Consider the following 15,441-nt stretch of genomic DNA (forward strand, 5'->3'; position numbering starts at 1 on the left):
CTCGCCCGGCGACAGGACCAAGATACCGAAGCGCTCGGCCACTTTGCCGAAGTCGCGTAGGTTGAACGTCACTATAGCATCCGCCCGTCCGTTTACCGCAGCTTCCAGCACCATGTCGTCATCCGGGTCGCGCACGGCAGGTCGCCAGAGGAAGAGAAGGCGAACCGGCTCGGCGACGGCCGCCACGGCATCTAGCAACGCGTTCACATCCTCGGCCGACAGGCCGGAAGCCTCAAGGTGCTCGGGCCTTGTCATGACCGCCTGGTACTCGATCATCAACGTCACCGAAGCGATGAGCGTCAGCCGGCGTTCCAAAGCTGCGACCAACAGTTGGCGCGAGGCGCCAGCATCACTTCGGATCCCAGCCACCATGGTCGCCGTATCGAGAAGCAGTCTCATGCGGGCATATTGGATATCGCGCGCGATATTGCAAGAGGACCCAGCTTTGGTAATTTGGCCTGGCTTCGGAATTCCAAATCGCAGTGCTCAAGTATTTGCACGCCACACTACGACAGCGCGACAACTGAACTTGTCTTGCTGATCATCACGCCGCTCAATGCCCTCGATCTACACAGAAGAGCGGGCATGCCATGGTGGACGAGGCCAAACCTGGGAACGACAGCGCAAGCCACGATTACAGGGCTGACATGTCGGCACGAGACATGGCTGAACGGGCCGTCCTGTCGATCGCCCGTTTGTTGGGTCGGCGGGTTGCTCGGGAGCATTTCGAGGAATTGCAGGCGGCCAACGACAACAATGTTCATCCTCTTGAGAAGACACCGTCAGAAGGGGAGGATGGGGCGCGAGGGGAGGGCGTAGGGGCGCCCCGCGCTCCGGTGCTGGCCCGTTCGATGCGGGTAAGGACCGGAGGCCCGCCAAGAAAATCAGTCCGGCTATTTGCGAACGATGCCGCGCAATCGACGCTGGCCTGCCGTCTCTTTGATCACGCCAGCAATTTTGCGGACAAATGCGGGACTGAACGCGCCGATCGGCGTCGTCGTCACCAGATCATAGGCTTCATCGACCTGCACCCGGTTAAATTCGTGCAGGATCAGCCATGACGGATAGTCGAGGCCGCCGCGGCGGCATTCGATGTCGCTGATGGCGAGATGCGGGCGCGACCGGTCGGGTTTTTGCGAAGTCAGCGGAAAAGAGAAACAAGGCTGCGGGCGTTGCTAGCGTCCGGACAACGATGCAAACCGGCCTCGCCTTCCGTCCGGATTCCTCGCCGGCGTCTGCTTCCCGCGCCCATAGGTAATAATATCGGAGCAGATCGCCAGCTTTAAGCATCGGGCGTGTCGCCGGAAATTATGGCATCCAGTCCTGTCATGAGTTCATTGTGGACTTCATCCGGTGCGTCCTCGATCGTATAGGCGACCGAATGCGGCTGGCCGACGAGCTGGTGGTACTGAGCAGCGGACAGGATGACGAGCTTTTCCTTGCCGCGCTTGGTCAGGGCCACCGGCTCGATCAATGCCGTTTCGAGGATTTCGCCTGACACGCGATTCATGTCGGAGAATGTGAATTGCTTCATCGCCGTACTTCCTTTTAACTACCTATAATAGGTAATTCACGTAAGAAAAGCAAGAATGGTGGCGCCCACGCGCCACCTTTCGTATCAGCATCGATCCGCTCGCATTGACTTGCCGAGAGCACTCTATGAGGGATAACTAAGTATATCGTTCAGAGAGTCGGATATGGCATCCCAAGCGATTTTGCTTCCGAATAGCCGAGAAAACCCATCTCGTCATCGGGCGCCTGCATTATGTAGAGCAGCAGCCTCGGGTCTATATTCATCTCGGCGAGATGGCGAGAAAGTGCAGTCGCACTTTCTTTGAAAACTGTAAGGTAGAGCAGAACCTCTTCGCGGGCAAAGCTTAGCTTTTGCTCGACCGCCGGACGAATCTGATGGAGGCCAATATTGGACAGTAAATGCGAAAACCGCACTTTGCCGCCCAAAAGCATGAGGCCGCAAGCCGAGTTGCATGACAATGGGTCCAGCGCCCCGTCTGTCGCGAAGGTGACAGACGGCCGTGCCACGGCGGTCATGGCGCCATTTATCCTTAGCTGCCGCGAGACGGAAAAGGCTGGGTTGACCAGGCCGCCGGGAGAATCGAGAAGCAGGATCAATTGCGGTCCAGCGCCCGTTCTCGCCTTTGCGCGTGACCACTCGCTGGTCTTCTCCAGCCTGTCGAGCGCCTCTTGGAAACGTTCGATCGTCGTGTCGGCAACCTCGCCGCTGGCAAAGACCACAACGCACGCACTGCAGGGGGGTGATCGAAGACTTTGAAAGTCATCGTTTGCGTATTTCAGGTCTTCGGCCGCAGCCAGCAGAACCCCCATGGCCAGGATCGTGATTGCAACAACCGTGGACATGCAACGGCGATAGTATGAGCTCAAGATCGTCCCCCTTAATGTGGCGGCAGCGTATCTCACCATTTCGGAGAAAGAAACGCGGGGAAGTGCCGGCTGCGCCGACCGAGGCGATGAAGGCGAACTGTCCCTCGGTTACTCTCCGACAGATCAGCAGCAGAGAGAAACGCGCGAACCCGCTTTGCTAAAAGGCCCTGCAGGAAGGCACATTGGCCTAACCGATCTTGAGCCGCGATGCGAACCAGGCGCTTGGCAATCACCGGCCCGCCGACCCTACTATTCGCCAGCGGCGACGTGCCGGATATGGAGTAAGTTCAGCCTGGGATTCCATCTCGCGATGGTCGAGGGGACGTGCTTTACTCCGAAGATGAGCCTGCTGACACGATTCCTCGTCCATGCCACCTTCGCAGCGTGTTTACCTTCGGCCTCCTATGCGGAGCCGCGCAACGGCCCGCGCCTTGAAGAGCCGGCATGCCAGCCCATCACTACGGCCAACGAAGCATTCGTCAAGATACCGATCTTTCAGGCGACTTGGGACGCCGTGATCAAGCGCGATCCAGCCGTGGTGGTCATGCATAGAGAGTCGGTCTACGCAAATGGCATCCTATACGAGCGAACGGCGCCATACGCGCCTTGGCGCGTTGAGGCGCTTCAACTCGGGAATCCCCGGCATTCGGGTTGTCACCAGCTGCGCGAAGAGATGCTGGATGGTGTCAACACCGTGGTCATCTCGTATTGGAGGCACAACCCCGACGTCGATCCGCGGTGGTATCATTGCACGATCTGGATTGAAATTCCAGAATACAGGAATCGAAAGCTGGACTGCTCGACCGTCTATTTCTCCGAGGAAGCAGAGCTGAAAAGACGTTGGTTTTATAAAACCGACATCAAGCTGCCGGCGCCGCCACAGAAGCTCGGCGCGGCTGTGTAACTTTCGCCGACGGGATTCGGCCAGACGCGGTCAGGCTCAAACCCATTTCGGCCGACGCCTAAGGGCCTGACGACACAACAAGGCAGGCCGTCATGAGGCGGGAAACTTCACGATCCTGTCTCTTCTATAATCATAGGCAATGTGCGGTCTTCCATTCCGATAGTCGTCATAGGTCCAGCGGCCCGTAGCGCGGTCGTTGACGAAATCGGTGCACCACTTGACGCCATTGGGAGGAGGTCGTCCTTGATGCCATCTCTTTTTCGACGTTACGCCTTGGAGGCAGTGCTGAATTGCAGCGCGCCTCTGTTCCGGGGTCTGCAGTTTCGCTCGGCCTGCTTCAAATTGGGCTCTACCATCGCTTTGGCAGCCAGCAATTAGCAGTGCTGTTGCGACTATCAATTTGCTAGCGCACTTCAAATGAGGTTCTCCAAATCGGGCACGTCACCAGGGCAACCATGTGGACGTGGTTTTCGCCAGTCTGTCGATTTTATTGCTTTTCCCTGTTATCGACTTCTTTCAAAAGCGCCATCAGTCCGGCGCAGCCGCCTAACTCCGACAGTGCGAGCTCTTTCGTTTCTTTGTCGGCATCTTCTAAGTCGGACGTCTTGGCCACCTCTAGTCCTAGGCCTTCCATCGCGTCCGCCACATTCATCGAGGCGATAGTGCCTTCGGCGTCCTTCGCCTTTTCCAGGCTCGCGGCGCGAGATAGGCATTCGGTCTTTTCAAATACCTTGGCGAGCCATGGCCACATAGGTTTGTTTTCTGCGCCGTCTGCCAGGACATGGATCGACACATACATCCCGATAGCCATCCCTGGCATGTCGGGACTTTGGCTCGTTACGCACTCGTCAGTCCCTTCTGCATGAGCTGGCAGCAGCATCCCTAAGAGAATTGGCAGGGCCAATTTAAATCGCATCTTATCTCCCCGATCGACATAGCAGAATGCTGAGCACGAACTAAGTTGTCGGCGATTTAACGACGGCCTGTTTGTCCAGCTCGGCTTCGGGCTCGCCGCTTGCGCCGCTCTCGGCACATTGTCAAAGCCCTGCCGTCAGGCATCGGCGTATTCCTGCCAGAGGTCAGGGACCAAGCGCTCCTTACCGTCCCTGCTCGCGAACGGATTGGCCCAAAGGCGGACATCTACCGGTAACTATCCGGGTCTTTGGCCTTCTCGGTCTGGCAATTAACCTTACTCAGAACAGCCTTACGGTAAGCGCCGTCAAACACGCGGATCGCCCTCTCGAATTTAGCCGGATTAGGCGCCAAGTGTTTTTCTAGCCCGTCGTACAAAAGGATGGAGACAGCCATCATGGCTTTGCCACTTTCGCTTGGTCTCAGCGCTGGGCACCTTTTCAATACGCCATAGATGTTACCTGAAATTGCTGCAGCCCGATGCAATTTGCCATCCGCCATCCGTGCCAAGTAATTGATGTTTTGCTGCTCTCCCTGCCCGGCCCAAGCAGTCGATATTGTGAAGCAGATTCCTGCGATGACCGTTACCAAAATGCGGCTCAAACGTTTCCCCCTCTTCTCAGTCATCTCGCCCCTACCGATCACCTGTTATCATAGCTTTGCCTGAGGTTCAAAAGGCCGCCAGCCGGGGCCAACGGGCATTGCGACTAAAGCTCAGTTGCGGCCCTCAAACCGATGGACGAACAGTTCTTCGGGCGGAATGACGCCCTCCAGGATCTCGCGGCGCTGCTCCATCGCCATGTCGCGCAAATCGTGCCCGTTGAGGTGCAGCAGATCGAAGGCGACGAAATAGAGATCGTGCTGGCGTCGCGTGATCGCTTTGCGCAGCTCGGCAAAGTCGGACAGGCCTTTGTCGTTGAGGGCGATGATTTCGCCGTCGATGATGGCGTTCTCAACGGTCAGCGTTTTGGCTGTTGCGGCGAGGTCGCGGTATTTCGACGTCCAGTCCAGCCCGCGGCGGGTGAAGACGCGCACCCGGCCGGCGTCGATGATGATCTGGGAGCGGTAGCCGTCGAACTTGACCTCGTGAGTCCATCCGTCGCCCTGGGGCGGCTTGGCGATCAGGGTAGGCATCATCGGCGGTATGAACTCGAGCCGGCCGGTACTTACAATTTTACGCACATTAGAGAATTAGGCACTCGGATTATATTAGCCAGAGCGACATAACGCGACTCCGCGCGGAAACCAAAACGCGACAGTTTGCGTTGCGGAAGAATGACGAGGATCAGAACCGACAACATCGCTACCGGCTACCAAGGCAAGCCGCATGACGGGCCAGTGGAGGATGAATCGAAGCACTTCGTCTACTGCTCAGTTTGCGGTCAGACGTTCGACGCGCGTGATCTTGGACAGGTGTTTCATCACGCCGAGCCGCAGCACACCCCGCTGCCGGTCGAGCAATAGTCCCGCTAATCGACCTCCGGCGGCAGAGCGGCCTTTGAAACCTTCAGCGCGCCAGCGACGTTGGATTCGGAGAAAAAAGGTAAGGAGTGATCGCCATGACCGTCCTCGCCTACAGCCTTACCACAAGAGAGCGCGCGATAGCTTGGTTCCGCTGATTCGTAACGCGCTACAGAGCGTCCGAAGCTATGCGATCGGCTCTAGCGTGAACAGACGTGATCGCGCGCTGATCCTCCCGCGTCTGGATGGAGGAGGCGCGGACCGGACGGCCGATCTTGCGATATCGTACGAGGGGAAGGATTGGCTGGGTGCACCGAACCTTTTCGCGCCCGGTGCTTCAGCTAGACCGCAAAAAAGTCCCGCCGCACTGCCAGAACGGCGGGACCGATCAAACGCTTTGCACTAGGCGGGGGGATGCGGGGGGTGGGCTTGCCAGGTGAGCGCGGACCGTAACCAACCCTAAGCGCCACAGCGGCAACGCGTCCAGCAACCGCCGGTTGGAGCGATAGGACGACTGAGCCGCCGGCAGGTCAGGTCATCCCGGGTCGCTATCGCTCGCAACCAGACGGTAGCGGAAATTATTGCGGATGTGGTCGTTGAAATAGCGGCCCTTGGCGAACGCGGCCCGGAACGCGGCAAAGGATTCCGGCGGTACCCCCTCAAACTCGTACCGCTTGCCGCTTCTGTCAGGATCGTATTCCGTTTTGCGTATCGAGGTGGACGGCATGACGGCGGTTCGATTCAAAAAGCAATCAACGAGCGGAGAGGCGGTCGCGTTCCTTGGCGCGGTGAGGAACGACACTCGGTCGAATGCGAGCGCCGCGGCTGGGCCTATTCGATGTTCCGGCGTCGTCGGGACATTGCTGCGAATAAAAAATTGCCTTCCGCCTCAATGAAGCTGTGATCAAAATCTGGTAGCCATTGCTGCTGTTCGAGAGGCCTGTAAGACAATCGCGTTTGGGGAGGCGGCAGTATCATGGCTGTAGCAGGTAAAAATTGGGATGCCCATATTGTGGGACCTTCAACACTATAAACGAGGTTGACAAAACAGATGGCTACACCGGGCTCAACGAGGCTATGTTGGGTCCCGCGGGCACGGTGGCTGATCAGGTACGCCATAGCTGCGAGTAAATGCGGCACCGCGAGCTCGGCCCGACCGGTGCAGGCCGATATTCCCAAAAACCTGCGTATGAAGTTACTCGGTCTTTCCACTTCCGCGCTGCTAACCACGATGAATTCCGCGGCCGCCCTGTCGTACTGCGCGCCAGATGACGAACCTTGTCGGCAATCTGCCGATTTTCCGTTCTTATTCTATTCGGAGTTCTGGTTGTGATGGCGATGGTCTCCAAAGTCATCACATATTTCCGGCAGAAACAGGGGCGAAAATAACGGAGTGGGCGGCTGCGCATAACGGGCGGCGCGCTATAAACTTGGAGCCAATGTTTAATCAGCGGGCTGCCTATGCAGCGTTTGGGGGCAACTGTGAAGCGGCTTTTTATCGCGGTTCTGGTCGCATCTGCGGTTCTTAGTTCTCAGGCTAGGTCCGCAGTCGATCCAATGATCAAGGCCGAACAGAGCGCGCTAATCAGATGTAATTTGGGGTGGGCCGCAAAACTAGCGGTCCAGCCTGGCGCCCCGAGTACCTTAGCAAGAAAAGCGCAGCAATTGTGCGCAGGAGAAGACGCAACGTACGACCGCGTGGTGCGATTGTCCCTTCGTTACAAGGTGATCGCCGACAGATACATGCGCAAAATACATGCCTCTCAATTGAGGTCTAATGCAGCGATGATTGTTAAAGTCCGCGCTCTGATGAAAAAGAGAAGGCCATAACTCCCCTCGGCTGCTATGCGCAGATCGGCTTGCGGATGATAGTCTCAGTGATCGCTGCGGCCTTACTTAATGCTCTCTGAAGTCCTGCAGCGAAGCGTGACGTAGATCCTCTTCGCCGCGCATATGCTTCACGCGGCCGATTAGCCCCAGCTTGACGGGTCGTGACCTAGGAGAATCCGCTGACTAATTTCTTTGTCCAGCTTGCAATTGCGAGCCCGCAAGCGACGCCGACACAATCGGCAAACCAGTCGAACATATCCATGTCGCGGCCTATCATTTGCATGCCCTGGAGGATCTCGATCGCTGCGCCGGTAAGAGCAAGAAAAATGGTCAGTCTTGCCCTGTGCTCTGGCCAACCGAGACTGCCGATAGCCGTCAACACGACGAAAGCTGCGGCGTGATTGAGCTTGTCATCATGAGAGGTGAAGCCGAAGCCAAAATTCTGCAAAAGCCACTCTGGTGAGAGTGCGAGCACGAGGACACCGGCCAGTGTGACCAGAAAAGCAGTCCTTGCGGCGATGGGAAAAGATCTTGCACGCAAAAAAATGGGGTCACTCCTTTTCCGACGTTACAGGCCGGTACTTCGAACATAGCCGTCCGCACGTAGCGGCACATCGGAACAGAGTCCACTGCCGCGGGAGGGCTAGGCAAAAGCCATTAGCTGGCCTTCCGCGTTCAATGCGGCAGGATCAGGGCGGGCGCCAACTACCCGAGAGCTGAGCCGCTCATGCTCCAGCATTTTCGGCACGCGCCGTCTGCACCATTCGCGAAGTTCGTCGCGGGAGCCCGAGAGCTGCTCTCTCGTTGGCGACCAGGTGGGCATCATCGGCGGAATGAACTCGGGACGGCCGGCGCCGGTACTACAATTTTACGCACCCAGTCAATACTAGGCACAAAGCTTATATTAGCCAGAGCGAACGGAACGTGATTCTGGAAGGGAAGCCGCGATGCTGCGGACCGCGTCCTTCATCTACGACCGCACAAGATTGTCAACAATCTGTAAAAGTTTTGTTGACAGATAATAGATTTGAGCCCTCACTCACAAAACTCCGCGTATCGGTCGAGTTCTGTCGCAACAATGCGCGGCCTCCAAAGGGGAAAGAACAATGATCAATAGACGTTCAATAGTCACATTCGCCGCGCTCGGCACCGTCTCTGCGCTGGCAATCATGGCCGGCGGCACAATCACGGTGCACGCCGCCAACAAGGAACTCAAGATCGGCTTTGTCGGCGTGACGAGTGGCGCGGCCGCTGCGTGGGGCACATCCAACGTCCGCTCGATGCAGACGCGCGCCGCCTGGATCAACGAAACCGGCGGTGTGAAGATTGGTGACGAGACCTATGACATCAAAATCGTCACCTTCGACGATCAGAAGGACCCCAAGCGGGCGATCGCCGGCATGGAGAAGATGGCCCAGGAGGGCATCCACTATGTCGTCGGTCCGAATGTTGACGATGGCGCGGCGGCGGTGCGTCCCGTGGCAGAATCCAAGGGCATCATCTATTTTCCCTACGCATTCCCGAAGGAACTCTACACCCCACCGGCGTCCAACGCTGTGCTCGGCATGATCGCCAACTACCAGTCAGCTCCGGCGATCTACAAATATCTCATGGAAAACAGGGGCGTGAGAAAAGTTGCCTTTGTCGCCGCCAACGAATCCGATCCGCTGAGCCAGCGGGATGGCGGTGTTGCCGCGGCAAAGGCGCTCGGACTTGAGGTTGTGGCTGCCACGGACGTCTACCAAAACGATACCCGCGATTTCACACCGGTACTGACGCCGATCGTTCTGCAAAAACCGGACCTGCTGGTGCTTTCGGGTGTCGCGCCCGGCAATGCGCCGCTGCTGATCCGCGCCGCGCGCGAGCTCGGCTACGAAGGTCTGATCTCCACCGAAACGGCGCAGGATGCCAAGGTGCTGGAAGAGGGCGCGGGTGAGTTGGCCAACGGCTTCATCTCAGTCGGCGGCGCATCGACGCCCGAAATCGCGTCCGACATGATGAAGGAGTTCGTCGACCGCTATACGAAAATGTTCGGCGAATACAATGACGAGTCCAACACCAAGGTCTACGCGCTCGAATACATCATCGAGACGCTGAAGGCGAACCCGGCCGCGATCGACAATGTCGAGGAGTTCAAGAAGACGATCGACACTTTCTCGGCGCCCAATCCCTATCTGAAGGGCGATGCCAAGCTGACCTATGTCGGAATGACGTCGTTTGGCCAGAAGCGCCAGCTTTCGGTTCCGATGGTGGTCACGGAATACCGCGACGGCAAGTTCGAGACGCTCTTCGTCGCTCAAGTCGATTGACGCAACTGCACTGAAGCGGATTGCCGCAGAGGCTCGTGCATTCGTCTTGAGCCTCTGAATGGCCGGGGAACCATCCTGATGGAACAAGTCATCGCCAACGGGCTCTATCTTGGCGCGCAATACGCCTTGATCGCGCTCGGTCTGACCCTGATCTTCGCGCTGATGAACGTGCTTAACTTTGCCCATGGGCAGATGTACGTTCTCGGCGGCTTCATCACCTACACCGTCTATGGCCAGCTCGGCATGCCTTTCGTCGTCGCGCTCGTTGCGTCCGGGATCACGCTGCTGGTTATTGGAGCGCTGGTCGAGAAATTCCTTTTCAGAACGGTGATCAAGCGAAGCGTGCGGGAGGAAAGTACGATGCTTCTCGCGGCGGCGGTCGCATTCTTCCTCGACGCCGTGATCCTCCTCCTGTTCGGTGAAAAGCAGCGCGGCGTGCCGAAGATCGTCAACGGCGTCTTCGTCTCCGACAGCCTCATAATGCCTTACGACCGGCTGCTGGTCGGCGCACTCGCCATACTGTTCATCGCCTCCTTCGTGCTTTTCATGCAGTACAGCAAGCCGGGACGCGCCATGCGGGCGCTGGCGCAGGACCGGGTCGCGGCGCAGCTTATGGGCGTCGAGGTCGACCGCTATTCGATGATCGGCTTTGCGCTCGGCGCCATGCTTGCCGGCATCGTCGGCGGGCTGCTGGTCGCCATCACGGGCGTCAATTCGGGCATCGGCGGGCCGATCTCGATCAAGGCGTTCTTGATGGTGATGATCGGCGGGGCCGGCGTGGTCAGCGGAGCGATCGCCGGCGGTTTCATCCTCGGCATGATGGAATCGGTCGGCCTGACGGTGCTACGCCAATATGGCGACGTCACTTATCTCGTCATCTTCGCCGCGCTGATGGTGTTCCTGAGCATCCGCCCGAACGGGCTCATGGGCAAGCCGTGGGGGTGATCGACATGAAGCGTACACGCACCATCCTCGGCGTCGCTGTCTTCCTGCTGGTCGTACTCATCGGCGTGCCCTGGCTGATCGAGGCGACCGGTCGGCTCGACCTCTACTACACGCTGACTTCGGTCGCGCTGCTCAGCATCGCCAGCGCCGGGGTGTGGGTGACTTTCTACATCGGCCGCATCAATATCGGCCAGGGCGCCTTCGCGCTTATGGGCGGCTATGTTTCGGCCATCCTTGTCGTCCAGTATGGTGTGTCGTTCTGGCTGACACTGCCGCTGGCTGGGCTGTTCTGCGCCGCTGCAAGCGTGCTGATCGGGCTGCCCATCCTCAGGCTTCGCGGCGTCTATTTCGCCATGGTCACGCTGGTTTTGACCGAAGTGGCGCGGCTGCTCGCGCTGGCACTGCCGATCACCAACGGAGCCAAGGGCATGGTCAGCATTCCGCTCCCCGGCGGCATCTCGATCTTCGGGCTGAGCATCCTTCCGGATTTCGCGACGCTCGCCAATCCGCGTCCCGCCTTCTATCTCGTCTCGGTTGCGCTGATGGTGCTGTGCTTTGCCGGGCTTTACCGCCTTGTCCATTCGCGCATCGGCAAACTCTGCCAATCGTTGCAGCAGAACGAGGAACTGGCCTCCTCGATCGGCGTCAACATCGCCTATTTGCGCGTCATCGCCTATGCCATCTCCTCATTCCTCGGCGGTCTCGGCGGTGCGATGTTCGTCGCCATCTCGCAATCGATCTATCCGTCGAGCTTCACCGTCACCGACTCGGTGAACTTCATGCTGAACTGCTTCCTCGGCGGGCTCGGCCACGTCTTCGGGCCGATGATCGGCACCTTCGTGCTCTATTTCGGCTGGGATTTCCTGTTCGAGACCGGCGAGTTCCAGTTGCTGATCTTCTCTTCGGTGCTGATCGCGCTGATGCTCTTCCTTCCCAACGGCCTGCTCAGCCTCAGGCTGTTCGGCAAGAAGCAGGGCTAGGACCATGACTGAGCTTCTCCAGATCAAGGCAGTGACCAAACGCTTCGGCGGGCTGGTCGCGGTCAACAATGTTTCCTTCGCGGTCCGCGAACGCGAGATCCTTTCCGTCATCGGCCCCAACGGCGCCGGCAAGTCGACGCTGTTCAAGCTGATTTCCTCTTTCCTCAATCCGACCTCGGGCGAAGTGCTGTTCCGGGGAGAGCGGATCTCAGGCCTGGCGCCGCATATCGTCGCCCGGAAGGGCGTGGTGCGCACGTTCCAGGAGACGACGATCTTCAAGGGCATGACGGTGCGCGACAATGTCATAATCGCGCATCACCTGCGTTCCAATGCCAGCCTTGCCGGCTTCTATCTCGGCACGAATACCGCACGACGCGACGAGGATGAATTCGGCCGCTCGGCCGACGAGATCATCGACTTCCTCGGTCTCGGCGCGCAACGGCATGAGATCGCCAGCACGCTGCCGCACGGCCATCTGCGCGCCCTCGGGATTGCCATCGGGCTCGCCACGAACCCGACCGTGCTTCTGCTCGACGAGCCCTTCGCCGGCATGAACCATGACGAAACCGTGCGCGCGGTGGAGATGGTGCGCGGCGTGCGGAAGCGCGGCGTGACTGTCCTGCTGGTCGAGCACGATATGCCCGCCGTCATGAACATTTCCGACCGCATCGTCGTCCTGAACTTCGGTGTGAAAATCGCCGAGGGAACGCCGAAGGAAATCCAGGAGAACGAAAAGGTCATCGAGGCCTATCTCGGCGCCGAAGATGAGACGATCGGATTTTAGCCATGAGCGAACTGCTGAAGGTCTCGGACGTCGAACTCTACTACGAGCATGTCTATGCACTGAAGGGTGTGTCGCTGAGCGTCAACGAGGGCGAGACGGTAGCGCTGATCGGCGCGAACGGCGCGGGAAAATCTTCGATCCTGCGCGCCATCACCGGCCTGAAGAAGGTCCGCAGCGGCCAGATTCATTTCCAGGGCCACCGCATCGACGGAACGCGCCCGGACGAGCTGGTCAGGATGGGCATCGCCATGGTACCTGAGGGTCGGCGCGTCTTTTCCTACATGACGGTGCGCGACAATCTGATGATGGGCGCCTTCACCCGCACCGACAAGGCCGAAATCGCAAGGACGCTGGACATGGTGCTCGGGCGCTTCCCGCGCCTGAAGGAACGCTATTCCCAGACGGCGGGTACGATGAGCGGCGGCGAACAGCAGATGCTGGTGATCGGGCGGGCGCTGATGGCCAAACCGAAGCTTCTGCTGCTCGATGAACCCTCGCTCGGCGTCGCGCCGAAGCTCGTTCAGGACATCGCCCGCTCGATCGTCGCGATCAACCGCGACGAAAAGGTCAGCGTGCTGCTGGTCGAGCAGAATTCGCGCATGGCGCTGCGCATCTCGCAGCGTGCCTACGCACTGACGACCGGAAAGATCGCGCTGGCCGGACATTCGGCTGAGCTGCTTGGCGACGACCGGGTCAAGAAACTCTATCTCGGCGGCGAAATATGAAAGCGCAAATGGACGTACTCGTCGTCAATCCCAACACCACCGCGTCGATGACCGAAAAGATCGGCGAGGCGGCGCGCCGCGCGGCTTCGGCCGGCACCAGGATCATCGCCGTCAATCCGAAGGACGGGCCGCCGAGCGTCGAAGGCTATTTCGACGAGGTCTTCGCCATCCCGGGAATGATCGGCGAGATCCAAAAACATCCGGCGGCGAGTGCCTGCGTCATCGCCTGCTTCGACGACACCGGCCTCGACGCAGTACGCTGCGTCGGCGAGATGCCGGTGGTCGGTATCGGCGAAGCGGCGTTTCACATGGCGAGCCTGATTGCCGGCAAGTTCAGCGTGGTGACGACACTGTCGCGTTCGGTGCCGGCGATCGAGCACAATCTGGTGCGCTACGGCCTCGCCAGCCGCTGCGCCAGGGTGCGGGCCAGCGACGTTCCCGTTCTGGAGCTCGAAGTGCCCGGCTCCAACGCCCGCCATCGAATTTCGGAGGAGATCGAGCGCGCCATCCGCGACGACCGGGCCGAAGCGATTGTGCTGGGATGCGCCGGCATGGCCGACCTCGCCGCCGCGCTCAGCCGCGAACATAGGCTTCCCGTGCTCGACGGCGTCGCCTGCGCAGTAAAACTCTGTGAGAGCCTCGTCGGCCTTGGCCTGTCGACCTCAAAGCGCGGCGGCTACCAGGTTCCACTCGAAAAATCTTTCGCCGGAATCTTTGCGTCCTTTTCGCCCTCCGGCCGTGTATCCTGATGCGTGCAAAATTGTTGACATTCCCACACAGGATGTTCGATGTCCGGCCGGAAACGCGGTGTTCGCGCCGCTAAGCGATCCGGCCGCCGGGACAATGAGACGATGGACCTGCTTGGGCCAAAGCCACGGGATGGCGACAAGCCGACGATGCGCTGGTTTCCGGTCTATGCCGGCCTGCGCGACGCCATCGTCAGCCACCGCCTCGCACCGGGCACAAAACTACCCGAGGACGAACTCGCCTCGATCTATTCGGTGAGCCGCGCGGTGATACGCGCGGCGCTGCAGGCGCTGTCGCATGACCGCTTGGCTCGGCTCGAGCCGAACCGCGGCGCGTTCGTCGCCCAGCCGACCAAGCAGGAAGCGCGCGAGGTGTTCGAAGCGCGGGCGCTGATCGAGCCCAAGGTCGCCGCGCTTGCCGCCGAAGTGGCAAAGCCGGCCGAGATCGCGCAACTGCGGCTTCATCTCGAAAAAGAGCACGAAGCCCTGCATGCCGGCCGCGACAGCGACGCCATCATGCTGTCGGCAAAATTCCATGTCGGCATCGCCCAAATCGCCGGCCATTCTATCCTGACCGGTTTCGTCAAAGACCTGCTGTCGCGGTCGTCGCTGATCATCGCGCTCTACTGGCGCCGCCGCGACACCACCTGCGAAAGCCACGCCCATCACGCCCTCGTCGATGCCATCGAAAAGCACGACGCACAAAACGCGTCCGACCTGATGCAAAGCCACCTCGTCGAACTTCTGTCGGGCCTTGATCTGTCGCTTGGCGAGAAGAAGCCCGAGAGCCTGTCGGACATCTTGCGCTGATCTGCGCTGTCAAACTCTTCGCCAAGCTTCGCATTGCACATGTCGTCGCGATGCTGGACGAATATCGGATCACCCGCAACCGACACCGGCCAACGAAGCTCGCGCGTAAGTGGCTCTCAAAGCTGGTAAAGCCGAAGTGCCATACTGGATCGCCCCCGATCGGGCGCTCACGGCGACGCCAGGATGCACGTCACCCCGCAATCCTGACCTGGCGCCTACCTCTGAAACGTCCCAATGCGACGTTTCTACTTGCCAGTAACGCGACGTTCGAACTTGGTTGCAACATGATCCCAGGTTGATTGGCGATCCTGCCCCCCGTCCACCCGGTTCCGAAACGGCACCATGCGCCATCTCGGGACGTTCGCCAATGCGGCGGGGAACTTCGCGATCCGACCCTTCTCGGACGTTCCCTGAATGCAAGATCACGGGCAGGTTCTGACCCTATTCCCGACCTTGACAGCCAAGTGCAATATGCGCCAGTTGCGTCTTCGGTCGTTGCAAGCCTTGACACGATATGATTCAGCATTGTTGGGCGGGATTCAAACCGATATTCGCCTCGCTGGAATGTCTAACGCGACTCCGTCATGATCTTCCGGCCCTGTCGAGCGACGCTGCCAAAGCCGTTGACGCCAACG

At 59.2% G+C, this 15,441-nt stretch carries 18 protein-coding genes; 10 read left to right on the top strand and 8 right to left on the bottom strand.

The window, feature by feature from the left end; all coding sequences use genetic code 11:
* Positions 1-399: putative toxin-antitoxin system toxin component, PIN family (locus tag NKH41_RS32595; protein WP_352935728.1), on the bottom strand; the 399-nt coding region annotated here is incomplete at its 3' end.
* Positions 400-662: 263 nt separating this feature from the next.
* On the opposite strand from NKH41_RS32595, the gene NKH41_RS32600 reads away from it, so the two are divergent.
* Positions 663-1,061 carry a hypothetical protein gene (locus NKH41_RS32600; protein WP_352935731.1) on the top strand — a complete coding sequence of 133 codons (399 nt, stop codon included), beginning with the start codon at positions 663-665 and terminating at the stop codon, positions 1,059-1,061.
* A gap of 221 nt (positions 1,062-1,282) precedes the next feature.
* Here the strand turns inward: NKH41_RS32600 and NKH41_RS32605 are convergent, their stop codons facing one another.
* Positions 1,283-1,534, bottom strand: a complete 252-nt coding sequence (locus tag NKH41_RS32605; protein WP_352773274.1) for a type II toxin-antitoxin system Phd/YefM family antitoxin — start codon at positions 1,532-1,534, stop codon at positions 1,283-1,285.
* 149 nt (positions 1,535-1,683) lie between these two features.
* A complete protein-coding gene (locus NKH41_RS32610; RefSeq protein WP_352935734.1) occupies positions 1,684-2,400 on the bottom strand; it encodes a hypothetical protein in 717 nt (238 codons plus the stop codon).
* Positions 2,401-2,710: 310 nt separating this feature from the next.
* Here NKH41_RS32610 and NKH41_RS32615 point away from each other — a divergent pair, with 310 nt between their 5' ends.
* A complete protein-coding gene (locus NKH41_RS32615; RefSeq protein WP_352935736.1) occupies positions 2,711-3,304 on the top strand; it encodes a hypothetical protein in 594 nt (197 codons plus the stop codon).
* A gap of 487 nt (positions 3,305-3,791) precedes the next feature.
* On the opposite strand, the gene NKH41_RS32620 is transcribed toward NKH41_RS32615, so the two are convergent.
* The 3 genes from NKH41_RS32620 to NKH41_RS32630 all read right to left on the bottom strand — a co-directional run bounded on the left by NKH41_RS32620 (position 3,792) and on the right by NKH41_RS32630 (position 5,353).
* The gene (locus tag NKH41_RS32620; protein ID WP_352935739.1) at positions 3,792-4,220 is read right to left on the bottom strand and encodes a hypothetical protein; all 429 of its coding nucleotides are present in this window, start codon (positions 4,218-4,220) and stop codon (positions 3,792-3,794) included.
* Positions 4,221-4,444: 224 nt separating this feature from the next.
* Positions 4,445-4,819, bottom strand: coding sequence for a hypothetical protein (locus NKH41_RS32625; RefSeq protein ID WP_352775717.1), 375 nt, complete (start codon positions 4,817-4,819; stop codon positions 4,445-4,447).
* 111 nt (positions 4,820-4,930) lie between these two features.
* A complete protein-coding gene (locus tag NKH41_RS32630) occupies positions 4,931-5,353 on the bottom strand; it encodes an ATP-dependent DNA ligase (protein ID WP_352935741.1) in 423 nt (140 codons plus the stop codon).
* 138 nt (positions 5,354-5,491) lie between these two features.
* Between NKH41_RS32630 and NKH41_RS32635 the strand changes: the two genes are divergently transcribed.
* Positions 5,492-5,680 carry a hypothetical protein gene (locus NKH41_RS32635; protein ID WP_352775714.1) on the top strand — a complete coding sequence of 63 codons (189 nt, stop codon included), beginning with the start codon at positions 5,492-5,494 and terminating at the stop codon, positions 5,678-5,680.
* Between the two features lie 532 nt (positions 5,681-6,212).
* Here NKH41_RS32635 and NKH41_RS32640 read toward each other — a convergent pair.
* Both NKH41_RS32640 and NKH41_RS32645 read right to left on the bottom strand, forming a co-directional pair.
* Positions 6,213-6,479: a KTSC domain-containing protein gene (locus NKH41_RS32640; protein ID WP_352935743.1), complete on the bottom strand. Its 267-nt coding sequence runs from the start codon at positions 6,477-6,479 to the stop codon at positions 6,213-6,215.
* 1,194 nt (positions 6,480-7,673) lie between these two features.
* Entirely contained in the window at positions 7,674-8,048 is a 375-nt protein-coding gene (locus NKH41_RS32645) for a VanZ family protein (RefSeq protein ID WP_352935745.1), read from the bottom strand.
* Between the two features lie 565 nt (positions 8,049-8,613).
* Between NKH41_RS32645 and NKH41_RS32650 the strand changes: the two genes are divergently transcribed.
* The 7 genes from NKH41_RS32650 to NKH41_RS32680 all read left to right on the top strand — a co-directional run bounded on the left by NKH41_RS32650 (position 8,614) and on the right by NKH41_RS32680 (position 14,806).
* A complete protein-coding gene (locus NKH41_RS32650) occupies positions 8,614-9,816 on the top strand; it encodes an ABC transporter substrate-binding protein (protein WP_352832249.1) in 1,203 nt (400 codons plus the stop codon).
* Between the two features lie 78 nt (positions 9,817-9,894).
* Positions 9,895-10,761: a branched-chain amino acid ABC transporter permease gene (locus tag NKH41_RS32655; protein WP_352452194.1), complete on the top strand. Its 867-nt coding sequence runs from the start codon at positions 9,895-9,897 to the stop codon at positions 10,759-10,761.
* 5 nt (positions 10,762-10,766) lie between these two features.
* Positions 10,767-11,741, top strand: a complete 975-nt coding sequence (locus NKH41_RS32660) for a branched-chain amino acid ABC transporter permease (protein WP_352935747.1) — start codon at positions 10,767-10,769, stop codon at positions 11,739-11,741.
* Between the two features lie 4 nt (positions 11,742-11,745).
* A complete protein-coding gene (locus NKH41_RS32665; RefSeq protein WP_352474568.1) occupies positions 11,746-12,525 on the top strand; it encodes an ABC transporter ATP-binding protein in 780 nt (259 codons plus the stop codon).
* A gap of 2 nt (positions 12,526-12,527) precedes the next feature.
* Positions 12,528-13,250, top strand: coding sequence for an ABC transporter ATP-binding protein (locus tag NKH41_RS32670; protein ID WP_352775705.1), 723 nt, complete (start codon positions 12,528-12,530; stop codon positions 13,248-13,250).
* Positions 13,251-13,258: 8 nt separating this feature from the next.
* Entirely contained in the window at positions 13,259-13,999 is a 741-nt protein-coding gene (locus tag NKH41_RS32675; RefSeq protein WP_352618539.1) for an aspartate/glutamate racemase family protein, read from the top strand.
* Positions 14,000-14,101: 102 nt separating this feature from the next.
* The gene (locus tag NKH41_RS32680; RefSeq protein WP_352474573.1) at positions 14,102-14,806 is read left to right on the top strand and encodes a GntR family transcriptional regulator; all 705 of its coding nucleotides are present in this window, start codon (positions 14,102-14,104) and stop codon (positions 14,804-14,806) included.
* The last annotated feature ends 635 nt before the right edge of the window (positions 14,807-15,441 follow it).

Source organism: Mesorhizobium sp. M1169 (assembly GCF_040318345.1).
Lineage (GTDB): Bacteria > Pseudomonadota > Alphaproteobacteria > Rhizobiales > Rhizobiaceae > Mesorhizobium.